This window comes from Methanosarcina sp. 1.H.A.2.2 (genome assembly GCF_000979975.1).
Lineage (GTDB): Archaea > Halobacteriota > Methanosarcinia > Methanosarcinales > Methanosarcinaceae > Methanosarcina.
The window spans coordinates 204,171-216,112 of record NZ_JJQL01000079.1; the positions used below are offsets into that span (position 1 = coordinate 204,171).

At 43.9% G+C, this 11,942-nt stretch carries 9 protein-coding genes; 5 read left to right on the plus strand and 4 right to left on the minus strand.

The genetic code is table 11. The features are described 5' to 3' along the window. Nucleotides 1–78: 78 nt before the first annotated feature. Complete coding sequence (locus EO93_RS12745) at nucleotides 79–258, minus strand: 4Fe-4S binding protein (protein ID WP_048132723.1); 180 nt, start codon at nucleotides 256–258, stop codon at nucleotides 79–81. A gap of 548 nt (nucleotides 259–806) precedes the next feature. Between EO93_RS12745 and EO93_RS12750 the strand changes: the two genes are divergently transcribed. Next, entirely contained in the window at nucleotides 807–1,229 is a 423-nt protein-coding gene (locus tag EO93_RS12750) for a hypothetical protein (RefSeq protein ID WP_048162831.1), read from the plus strand. Beyond that, a complete protein-coding gene (locus tag EO93_RS16590; protein ID WP_156161316.1) occupies nucleotides 1,201–5,106 on the plus strand; it encodes a PGF-pre-PGF domain-containing protein in 3,906 nt (1,301 codons plus the stop codon). The genes EO93_RS12750 and EO93_RS16590 overlap by 29 nt, the downstream gene beginning before the upstream one ends. A gap of 154 nt (nucleotides 5,107–5,260) precedes the next feature. Here EO93_RS16590 and EO93_RS18245 read toward each other — a convergent pair whose 3' ends face one another. The 3 genes from EO93_RS18245 to EO93_RS18255 form a co-directional block, all read right to left on the minus strand. Further along, the gene (locus tag EO93_RS18245) at nucleotides 5,261–5,404 is read right to left on the minus strand and encodes a hypothetical protein (protein WP_235284258.1); all 144 of its coding nucleotides are present in this window, start codon (nucleotides 5,402–5,404) and stop codon (nucleotides 5,261–5,263) included. A gap of 80 nt (nucleotides 5,405–5,484) precedes the next feature. After that, the gene (locus tag EO93_RS18250; RefSeq protein ID WP_048162833.1) at nucleotides 5,485–5,688 is read right to left on the minus strand and encodes a hypothetical protein; all 204 of its coding nucleotides are present in this window, start codon (nucleotides 5,686–5,688) and stop codon (nucleotides 5,485–5,487) included. A 315-nt stretch (nucleotides 5,689–6,003) separates the two neighbouring features. Then, nucleotides 6,004–6,588, minus strand: coding sequence for an SWIM zinc finger domain-containing protein (locus tag EO93_RS18255; protein WP_048162835.1), 585 nt, complete (start codon nucleotides 6,586–6,588; stop codon nucleotides 6,004–6,006). Between the two features lie 629 nt (nucleotides 6,589–7,217). On the opposite strand from EO93_RS18255, the gene EO93_RS12775 reads away from it, so the two are divergent. The 3 genes from EO93_RS12775 to EO93_RS12785 all read left to right on the plus strand — a co-directional run bounded on the left by EO93_RS12775 (nucleotide 7,218) and on the right by EO93_RS12785 (nucleotide 11,647). Further along, the gene (locus EO93_RS12775) at nucleotides 7,218–9,215 is read left to right on the plus strand and encodes a methyl-accepting chemotaxis protein (RefSeq protein WP_048162836.1); all 1,998 of its coding nucleotides are present in this window, start codon (nucleotides 7,218–7,220) and stop codon (nucleotides 9,213–9,215) included. A gap of 375 nt (nucleotides 9,216–9,590) precedes the next feature. Beyond that, nucleotides 9,591–10,913 carry an NRAMP family divalent metal transporter gene (locus EO93_RS12780; RefSeq protein WP_052735458.1) on the plus strand — a complete coding sequence of 441 codons (1,323 nt, stop codon included), beginning with the start codon at nucleotides 9,591–9,593 and terminating at the stop codon, nucleotides 10,911–10,913. A 236-nt stretch (nucleotides 10,914–11,149) separates the two neighbouring features. Beyond that, nucleotides 11,150–11,647: an inorganic diphosphatase gene (locus EO93_RS12785; RefSeq protein WP_048132730.1), complete on the plus strand. Its 498-nt coding sequence runs from the start codon at nucleotides 11,150–11,152 to the stop codon at nucleotides 11,645–11,647. The last annotated feature ends 295 nt before the right edge of the window (nucleotides 11,648–11,942 follow it).

Below are 11,942 nucleotides of genomic sequence, written 5' to 3' on the forward strand. Positions count from 1 at the left end.
CCACCTCACTTTTTCCCACGGGTTCGAATACTGTGGTTTTCGTTCCCAGAGCGAACCTTAAAATGTGAATTCCGGGGATTAGTCGGTCTTTATAGCTCCTATGGGGCAGGCTTCTTCACAGGCTCCGCAGTCCACACATTCATCTTCGTCTACAACTGCATAGCCTTCATTTTCGTCAATAATGATTGCTTCTACAGGGCACTCTTCCACACAGGTCCCGCAGCCTGTACATTCCTCTTTGTTGATTTTTGCCGGCATGAATTTTTACTCCTTTGCTTTGTTTAAGGATAAGTTGGTTCTTCTTTTATATTCCTCTTTATTTATATATTTCTGTGCCAGCTTCTCCTTATCATTTTTACCTGGTGATGGAGCTTCCTTGCCTGAGCTGCAAATTTGTCCCTTTTTCGGCAATCCTTTTAGGAAAGTTCTCTCCAGTTTTTTGTCTCATTTTGAGATATTGGGGATAAATTTTTTGTATACATCTAATTGTTTTTATTTTATCCCTGCACTGTCAAATCTAATTAAACTATACATCTTAAAAATTATTATAAAAAATTTCCTTTAAATTGTTCTTAAAGATGAAACTATCTTTAACATCAAAGTTAAGCTTTCAAACTGAAAGCTGCCTCAATATGGGTATTTTCTTCTTTTGCTCAGTGTCCGTATTCTATCCATTTTACTGAAGTGTATGTATTAAACATATTGTTAAATTTTAATATATCTTTATAAAATAAAAGAGTATATCTTCTACTGAAAAAGTCTTAAACTCTCTCACAAAATTAAATATAACGATCCTGGTGCATTACATGGACATAACCATAAAAGATCAAAGCCGTAGGGGCCTGGCTAGGGGGATAATTCGCCATTCATCGATTTATTTCCTTATTTTTCTGATTATAGTTTTTACTACCTTTGCAATTGGCTGCATTGAAGATGAGCCCTCTCAAAATGTGTCTGATACTCCTCCGGGTGATCAAAACAGTTCCGAACCCAGCATAGATGAAAATATAGAGAAAACACTGGTGGGACACCAGATCGTATACTATGACATAGCCGGTGAGCCCAGGTCTTACAACATCTCCAAAAAAGACATCCGTAATATTGAAAAGTCCGAATCAAACGGGGAAGTCATATGGATCGCAACTGTCGGATATGGGATGCAATGGGAGATACACCTGAACAGTACCGGCGAGTCGATCCTTGAAGAAATCCAATTATTCAGGACCTGAAGAAGGTGTTAGTATAAAAACGAGAATATGTATCTTCTTATTATCTATCTTCTTATTATCTATCTTCTTATTACCCACAACCGGAATCGCAGGCTCGGATGAATTCCATTCGGGTAATGTGACCATTTCTAACGAGCAGGTAAACATCGGACAATGTCCTGTGAACAAAGAAACCCTATTCGCAGCAAAATACGGACCTGACTGGAACGTTTCGATAGATCGGGACTCAAACCTGCCGAGAAGAATTGTAGGAAGCAGTATAGAACTTACAGGAGTTTCCGAGAAGGCAGAGCCTGAAGTCAGGAAATTCCTTGCTGATAACAGCCAGATCTTCGGCCTGGATTCCGTAGAACTGGAGCTTATAAAAGAGGACCATGACTGTTCGCTGGATGGAAACGGCAGTGGTATAAGCAACATTGTCTACCGGCAGTTGTACAGGGGGATCCCTGTGTATTCCTCAAGGATTGGGGTCACTGTAAACGACGGGAAGCTCGTAGCCGTGGATTCCAGCTACTTCCCTGATATAAAGGTCCCTACGAAAGCTTCAATAGATGAACTCCAGGCTCTTTCTGCCGCAGGCAGCGACCTTGGTATTGATATTATACTTCCTGCTGCACCATTGAGTTCGGTCTCGCTGGAAGAACTCTCCGGGCCGGAATCCGGAACTGCCTCTGAGAATAAAGCTGCCAAAGCGGAGCAGGTTTCCCTTGTGATCTATCCTGTGGGAAATGAAGGTAGCTATGAATATCATCTTGCCTACAAAATCGAACTGGCTCCTCTCAGGGATCCCCTGAGCGCCTGGGTTTATTTCGTGGATGCAAATGACGGGCAGATCCTGTACAGGTATGACAGGATGATTTCCCTCACTGTTAACGGAAATGTGACCGGTACAGTGTACCCCGAATGCCCTGCTGACACTCCTATTAATGTTCCTTTCCGGAACCAGAGGGTGTTTACGTTCAACGAAGCAAATGAATCAAATAACGCCCTTTATTCTGGTAGATTTAACAATGGCACAGGGTATGCAGTAACTTTCAATCCTATTAACCTGACCGGCGCAGTCAATTCCAGGTTCAATTTCAGCACAAGATACGATATCGAATTAGATTATGATTATGCATATGCGATTATTTCGGAAGACGGGAATTTATTTTATTCCATAGGAAACTTTACCGGAAGCCAGGATTCCTGGGCCGACGAGTCCATAGACATATCAGCCTATGATGGGAAGCAGGTCTGGATAGGGTTTTTTTACGACACTGATGAAGCTGTTCTAGGGGACGGTTTCTACGCAGACAACATCACAGTCTCCAGTGAAAACGGGGTTGCATTCACAGATAATCTGGAAAACGGTGATGAAAACTGGGATCTTTATAAGTTCAGTCTAAATAAGATATTTCTTAATCCTGTAACAACAACTGACGGGAACGGCTCCTATAACATCACAGGTATGGAAGAGGACATTAACCTGTATTCAGAGCTCAGCGGGCCTTATGTGAAGGTTATCAATGAGGATGAAACAGATGCCTTTGTGGAATTTAACCTGACCTCGCCCACATACGACTGGAACTGGGCTGATGTGGATACGTCTTATAAAAGGGAGGAGTCCAATGTATTCTACCATGTTAATGTCATCCATGACTTTTTCACAAAGGGAAGCCCCTTTAACATACACTCCATGGACTATCAGGCAATTGCCACCGTAGAGTACGGGTCGAAAAGCGGGAATGCATTTTCGGATGGGACAAACATCTATTTATTTGCAGCAGGAGGCGCGTATGAATCTACAGCTGTCCTCAGTGATGTTGTCTACCACGAGTATATACATAGCGTTGTTGATCACGTCTATACCACATATCTGCCTTATGAGGGTGAATCCGGAGCCCTTGATGAAGGCTGGGCAGACTATTTTGCATGCACGGTAAACAATAATCCCATAGTGGGGGAGGGATTCTATGTTAGCACTGGCAATGGTTTGAGAAACCTAAACAATACCTATCGGTACCCTGACGATATAGTTGGTGAAGTTCATTATGACAGCCAGATCATTTCGGGCGCCATGTGGGACCTTCGGGAGATTCTGGGCGCTGAGCTTGCTGACGAGCTGGTCCTCAGGGGCATGAAACTTGAACCTCAGGACTTCCGGGAATACCTTGAAGATATACTGATAGTCGATGATGACAACGCCGACCTGAACGATGGTACGCCTCATATCAATGCTATCTTTAAGGCATTTTATGTAAACCACGGAATAGATTCGGAATACTTTAATCTCGTTGCCCCGGAGGTTTCCGGAGAGTGTCCCTTAAGCGGCTCATTTACCCCCAACAACACAACGACTATAGCTGCCAATATAACAGATTTGATCGATATAGACTCTTCATCCATTTGCATGACGGTTAATGGGGAACCTGCTTCACTAAAAAATACAGAAATAAATAACGGTTATAGGGTCGAACATACCCCTACCATACCATACGGGGACGGGGCGGTCACGGTTTGTTTAAATGCCCTGGATGCCGCGGAAAACGATATTTCCCACAGCTGGTCATTCTTCGTGGATACAAAATCCCCTCTTTCAAATACTCCGGAGGACATGGAATTTTCAGCAAACAGCACCGCGTACTTCACTGGCTGGAGGCTTTTTGACTCGTATCCGGGATACTATTGGGTATTATGTGACGGGGAACAGGTATTACCCCCTGTGCAGTGGGCAAATGGCACAAATCTCTCAGTTCCGGTGAATACCGATCTCGGGACTGGAGATTTTAACTACACCATAATATACAACGATACTGCCGGAAATTATGGCGTGCAGGACACTGTTCTCATAACCATCAATTACTTCCAGGCTCCGGCAATCAACATAATCTCCCCGGTAGAAGGATATTCAACGACATCTGATTCAGTAACGGTTTTTGGAACCGTAAACAGCACAGGATTATTATTCTCGGTTACCGTAAACGGGGTTGATGCAGACCTCTCCCTTGAAGGTTTCAATGGCACATTCACAAAAACAGTGCTTCTCTCCCCGGGCATAAACGCAATATATGCAAATGTCACCGATGAACGAGGAGCCACAAACAAAACTTCCATAAACGTCACAAGAACATCACCTTCAACAGGCAGTAGCGGAAGTAGCGGTGAAAGTAGTGGAAATGGTGGAAGTAGTGTAAGTAGTGGGAGTAGCGGTGGTGGCGGTGGATCTCCTGAGCTCCAGAGTAATGTAGAGATCAAGGAACTTGCCCAGCAGTTCGTGACAAATGGAAACCGTATCAGATTCGAGTTCAGTCGGGAAGTCACTCCTGTAGTTTATGTGGAATTCGATGCCAAAAAAAGTTTCGGAAAAACCACAACCATTATTGAAGAACTGAAGGGGAGGTCCGTCCTGATTCCTGCCGAACCTGAAGGAGAAATCTACAAATACTTTAACATATGGGTTGGAAACGGGGGTGTAGCAACTCCGGAAAATGTCGGCAACCCCGTCATCGGGTTTAAGGTAGAGAAATCCTGGTTGGAGGAAAATGATATTTTAGAATCCTCTATCGAACTGAGGAGGTATAATGGTTATGTATGGTACTTACTCTTTCCAAAGAAGGTCAATGAAGACGATGAATATGTTTATTTCGAGGCTGAGACCCCTGTTTTCTCACATTTTTCCATAACAGGTGTTACACAGGAGGGGTCCGGAGTACAGAAAAGCACTCTGGAACTGGTTCCTAAGGAAAACCTCACCGATGCTTCAACCGGGACCGGTGCTTCAGCCGGAATCGGTGGACAGCCTGTATCCGGCGAGGGGAATGCGGCAGGCCTGGATTTTAGATTTGTAGTGATGCTGCTTGCCTGTGCATTCCTGGTTGTGAGGAGGAGAAGCTGATGCTTCCCTTCCTGTCATTTATTCCAAAAAAAATTTGTGAATTTAAATGCCAAATACAGGGGCAAGCTTTTGTATGTAATTTCCCTGATGAAACCGACATTCTTTCCTGAATTAGCTTTCCTCTGGCTGAGAAGAGCATCTTCCCATAAGCTGCTCATATGTCTATGATTCTGTCTTTTCCCAGCATATCAAGGATTTCAAGCAGCTTTCTTTTGAGCCTGTTCTTTTCCCGGATTTCGCTGAGATAAGACTCCCACCCGGCTTTTTGTCCCCCGGCTTCCATAGCATTTCTGACCATCCGGAGATAGATAGAGGCAGATTCGTATGCGTCTACTTTTGTCCTGGAAATGAGTTCCTCTGCAATCGTTTTCCATATCTCTATCGCAATTTCCGGATATTTCTCCTGTACGGTGCGGGCAATTTTCTCTCTTCGGGTAAAATACCGGTCTTCTCCCTTTTTTCCCTAATTTTTAGCTTTTTGTACCATCTGGCCACTTCATCTGGATTCTCTTCTTCGATGGCGATGTCTATCAAAAGTTCAAAGGCAGGTGCATCAATTTTTGAGAACGAATCCCTATTCATCAGCCCTGTATTTGGAAGGATCCCGGGCAGGCTTGAGGGGTCTTCGCCGGGGCTGGCCCTGTCTGCGGGAAGGTTTCCGTTTTCCAGGTGCTCATGGACAGCTTCCAGGACTTCTTCCCATACCCCAGCTTTTTTTGCTGATTCTCGCAGGTCTGTGTAAAATTGCAGCGAAGGGTATCTGAAAAACTCTTCTGCATGTAAAGCTGCTACAAAGAGCCAGTTCTCTTCTTTTTCCTTGATTTCGAGGAGGATCCGGAAGAGTTCATAGGCAGTCTCCGGGGAAGATTTCCTTAAGTCATAGCTTCTGGCTTCTTCTCAGAGCTCTTCCAGTTCGGTGTATATGTCCCCTACCGTCCCCTCCGTATCCCCCGATGCAAGGTTCAGCATGTCCCGCAGGTGCCTGGAAAGCAGGGAATCCCTGTCTGATAAATTCATCAGAAGGTCAATAAGTTCCTCTTTTTCCATCTGCTCCAGGGACTCCTTCAACTCTGTCCGGAAAACCTGATGTGAATCCCGGGTCTCCCCGTCTTTCAGGGCAGGTCCCTGTCTGGCCATAAGAATGAGTGGGTCCCCTTCGGCAGCAACGAGAACTTCTTCTCCCTGCTCTACGAGTTCAAGGTATTCAAGTACAGTAGCAACCCCGTGTTTGCAGTCATGTTCAACCGGACAGGTGCAGGTGGAACTAAGTTCCCCGTTTTCCAGAGAAACCTCTGTGAAATATGTTTTCGTCCCCTGTACCCGGGCTATGAGGCTGTCTTCCGGGGTTCGCTTAATCTCCTTTACCCTTTCTTCGTCCTGGTACTTCATCCCTTTTGCAGTCGCCTTTCCTCCTGCCCAGTCCTGCAGGTCACTCCACCTGAGTTCTTTGAAGGGGTCGGCATCCTTGCTTTCTGATGGCATAAACTACTATTTCGTCAACGTAATATAAAAATGGGAATTACGAGTCGGTTTTATAGAACCGGGTTCTGAAAGGGAGTTTAGAACTAGAGGGGGATTTTTCAAGACAGGGGATTTCTGGTAAAGTGACTTCTGGTAAAGTGACTTCTGGTAAAGTGACTTCTGGTAAAGTGATTTCTGGTAAAGTGATTTCTGGTAAGGTGATCTCTGAGAAATAGTGGAGCGAGCCTTCAAGGTTCAAACTTATAGCCTCTACGTATGAAGGCGGTTTTCAAATATTGATTATGAGTTTCATAACTATTTGGAGATCGTAAATACTACTCATAAAATATATGGACTAATCAAGAAAACAAACGGCTCTGTAATAAAAACTGTACCTTAATTGTTAGCCGATAAAATTGGAATCAATCTGTATACAATATACATAATGAGTATAAGTGTACAGATTCCTAATACCTGTGTTTCGGTATCAATTTTAAACATACTTAAAATACGGCGTCTTCTTATAAATATTTACGCTGTATGGTTCCTATACTGTGGGGTTAAAAGTTTTTATACTTCCCTACACACTTAAATACTTCCTCTATTTATACTTCTAGTTAATATATATATAATTAGGGGATCGATTGGTTATGGCCTTAGTAGACACCGATTTAAATCATATGGGGCATGTAGACTCCAATAAAAATTTTGTTGAGAATGCCGGTCACGCAGCAAAAGAGATAAGCTGGCTAATAGATGACCTTCCAGTAACTGTTTTCAGAGTCTCTAATGAATCTTCGTGGCCTATACGTTACATAAGTAAAAATGTGGAACAACTCACCGGTTATTCTACAATTGATTTTATTTCTCAAAGATTATCCTGGGCAAATATTATTTTTCCAGAGGATATTCCTGTAATCGATAAGGCTATAGAGAAAGCGATGAGAAACAAAACTCCTTATCAGGTTGAATACCGGATCAAAAAATCCGATGGAGATAAAGTATTCATTCAGGAACAGGCTAACCTGGTGAACGATGACCACGGAAACGTGGTTTATATTGACGGTGTGTTTCTGGACGTAACCCCTCAAATAAAACGGAGGGAAGACTCTCAAAGGGTAATTGTTAGCAGCATTCCAGCACCATCACTTGCATTTTATATCGACACTTCTGGAAAAATAAAGTACATTAATGATTATTTTTTGGAAGTCTGTAAGTTTAGAACTGCGGACGAAGCTGTCGGGAAATCTCCTTACGAATTATTAGATACTAAGTCCAAAAAAACGCTTGCTGAGAAAGTAATGGAAACCGGAGAAGGCGTTTATAATCGAGAAATAACTTTTAAATTTAAGGCTTTAGACAAACCCCTGTTTACAGTGCTCTCAGCTGTGCCGATAAAAGATGAGACTGGTGTTATCGTTGGTAGTCTCACCGTCATAACTGATCTGACCGAGATGAAAGACAGAGAAAAAGAGGTTAAGGACCTTTTAGATTACACCAACATTTGTCTGAAAGATCTTGGGGAGGGTATCAGAGGAGTTAGTGAGGGGGACCTTGATGCTCATCTGGAGAAGCTAAAGGACGACGACTTTGGTGACACCTTTGACGAATTCAATAAGCTTGTCATTAATCTGAAATCTGTTATTGAAACTATATTGAATGACATGCTCACAACTCTGGAAGAAGCCCGGCAGTCCGAAGAAGCTGTCGGCCAGATGAATATGGGTATGCAACAAATTTCAACGGCCTCCGAACAGATCGCAACTGGTTCAGAGAACCTTTCGAGGCATGCAGGCACAGCAGCTTCGGATATAAAAGCTTCTGAAATAATTTTCAAAAAGCTCAGCGAATCTTCCACTAAATCTTCCAGCTATGCTTCCCAGGCAGGTAAAACCAGTGACGAAGCCCAGGGTCTCAGTAATATGGCTCTGGAAGAAGTGGAGCAGCTTGTTGCAGAAATCTCCAATCTTGGAACCATCGTTCATTCTCTGGATGACGCTGTCAATAATATCGGTGCTGTTACAGGGAAAATCAAATCGATTGCTGACCAGACCAATCTCCTTGCTTTGAATGCAGCTATTGAAGCTGCAAGAGCCGGTGAATACGGTCGAGGATTTGCCGTTGTTGCCGATGAGGTCCGAAAACTTGCTGCCGACTCAAGGAAGAGCACTGATGAGATAAATGGGATTGTTACAAACGTCCAGAAAGAGACCAGGAAAGTGACGGAAGCGATTAACACTGCGGACGGTCAGGCTAAAACAGGAAGTAAGAACATTAAACAGGCTTTGAATAAGAGCCAGGAAATTGCCACTGCAGTTGCCACTATCAACTCTATGCTCATCGAACTGGATAGGCTGTCAGAAGAAGGCCTGGATAAAATTGAAAATATCGAGAAAAGTATCAGTGAGACTGCATCTACTGCTGAAGAGAATGCCGCGAGCAGTGAACAAACCTCTGCTGCAATCGAGGAACAGACAGCTGCCATGCAGCAGGTAAGTACTTCGGTACAGAACGTTAATAGTCTTGCCCAGAAAACAGTCGATGTTCTCTTGGAAAACTTCAAAGTGTCGGGAGAACCGAAAACCAGTCAGCCCTCTTCTGGAAAACCGCAGAGTTTCAACAGAAAAGGGAATTTTAAGAAACGCTGAATCTTGAGTACCGAAATCCCAGGATATGATATCTTCTCCGTCGTATCCTGTAAATTCTTTTTTGATTCTATCCGGATAATAAATACGAACCCATTGTTACGGCCAGTATCTTATGTGCAACTTGAAGTTAGCCCTCAGGCAAGATAATCCCTTAACCGATGACCAATGAATTCCTGTGGGAATTCATAAAAATCGTGGATTGTTTTAAGCTTCTCGTTTGAAGTAACACTTTTATTTTCTTTCTCCTATTGTGCGGAAATATCCTCCACAATAGATGGCCTGTGCCACAGTCAAAAACAGTAATATATTTATATTTTTAAATATGTTGGACAGTAACTTGAAATTGATACATGAAACCTACTCAGAGAAGCAAACATGAACGAAATCACATTTATGAACGAAGCAAAACCGACAACCGAGGCAGCCATGCTGGCAGATGCTGAGTGTCCTGGCAGCCGCTCCAATCTGTTCAAGGCGATTGGGCCAGGCATTTTGGTAGCTTGTGCTGCTATTGGAGGGTCGCACCTGGTCTGGTCAACACAGGCAGGGGCACAATACGGCTGGAGCTTGCTCGGGTTGATTCTGCTAGCTAATTTACTAAAGTTCCCGTTTTTTCTATATGGCCAGCGCTATACAGCCGCCACCGGTGAAAGTCTCCTGGCAGGGTATAAGCGGCAGGGAGTAGCCTATGTCTATATTTTTCTGGCCATTAATATCCTGACCGGAATCATCAATATAGCTGGGGTAGCCATGCTCAGCGGCGCGCTGTTTGCTGGTTACGGGTTTGATGGCAGCAGGATTCCCGCTTTCACGGTTGGCATTCTGGGGATATGTGCTGCGGTTATTCTGCTGGGACAGTATAAACTGCTCGATAAACTTTCTAAGGTCGTGGTTGCTCTGCTAAGCCTGAGTACGTTAGTAGCTCTGAGCCTGGCATTTGCCCACGGTCCGGTTGCGCCTCCGGACTTTGTCGGCCCCAGCGCCTGGACATGGCAGACCTTTCCATTTTTGGTGATGCTGCTTGGCTGGATGCCGATGCCGGTGGATCTTTCGGCCTGGTCAAGTCTGTGGATGTTCAGCCGTGAAGAAGAAACCGGTCACTTCGCTACGACCCGGGAAGCTTCCATTGATTTTTATCTGGGATATATCATGGCTGTGGTTATGGCTGTGGCTTTTGTGGCGCTCGGCAAACTGATTATGTATGGTTCAGGCCAGGAGCTTGTCAGTGGAGGCACCGGCTTCAGCCAGCAGCTGGTCAGTCTCTACTCGGCCAATATTGGTGAATGGTCAAAGCCCCTTATTTTGACCGCCGCCTTTTCTACCATGTTCAGCACCACCCTGACCTGCATCGATGGTTATCCGCGCTCGTTGGCGGCGAGCTGTACGTTGCTCAGCGACAGCTTTTCCAGGCGCTTCAAGCAGATCTTCCAGCTCTGTATTGTGTTGTCGGTGGTTGCAGCCTGTGTAATCGTGCTGTACTTCGTCCAGAACCTGCTGCAACTGTTGAGCTTTGCCGCTATTGTCAGCTTTGTCACCTCGCCGATTCTTGCCTACATCAACTATCGGGTGATAAACGGTAGCAACGTACCGGTCGAAGAACGTCCGGGGCCGTATCTCAAGTTATTGAGCTTGGCAGGGCTGCTGTTTTTCCTGCTGATGACCGCCGGATTTGTCTACGTGACATTTATCCGGGTCTGAGGGGGAGGTACTTTAAAAAGAGGAGGGGAAATATGTGACTGCACAAAGGGATGAATTTACAAACTTTCAGTTTTGTGTCGATTTGTGAAAATCAAAATAGCTCAAATCAGGCAAATGACTTTTGTTTGCAGGCAGTTCTATTTTTTCCCCTCAATGTTTTATATTAATAACCTGTCAGAACACATTATAGTTGCAATCATTACAAAGCAGTTAATTAATAATTAGGAAGTGTTGGTCTGACTGAACGTCAAGTTGAAAGTGTGCTTATCGAGATTCCAAAAGGAAGCCGAAACAAATACGAGTACGATAAAGAAAAGAAAGTGATTAAATACGACAGAATGCTTTTTTCTTCAATGGTATACCCTTCTGATTATGGTTTTTTCCCCGATACTCTAGCTCTTGATGGTGACCCTTTAGATGCTATGGTTTTAACATGGGAACCTACATTTCCAGGCTGTTTAATAGAAGTGCATCTTGTTGCATTATTTGACATGGAAGACGACAAAGGAAGAGATCAAAAAATACTCTGTGTCCCAAAAAATGATCCTTTATGGAATCATATCGAAGCAATTGACCAGGTCCCTCCTCATTTATTAAAGGAAATTACACACTTCTTTGAAACTTATAAGAATTTAGAAGATAAACGAGTAAAGGTTATTGGTTGGAAAGATTTAGAAACCGCAGTCGATATACTCCAGGAAGCTAAATCTCGATATCTTGAGCAAAATAAATAATGTAAGCAGCGATGGGTTGCTGTTCTCCTTAAATTGCAAAATAAGCATTACGAGCCCGTTGAAATTCAGAACCCGGTTTCGCTTCCGAAGCGCGGTTCGAGATATTTCGCGGCGCTCAATTTTGCAAAACGAGGATGGAAATTGTAGTGAGATTTGTAAAACGAAAAGTATGCCCGCTGAGATTCGAATTCAGGACCTCCGCCGTGTGAAGGCTGGAATCTGTGACGTATGCACCGTTATTGACGAACCAAATGTGGTAGACATTTCTTTCTCATTAAATTAGGGATCGAATCAC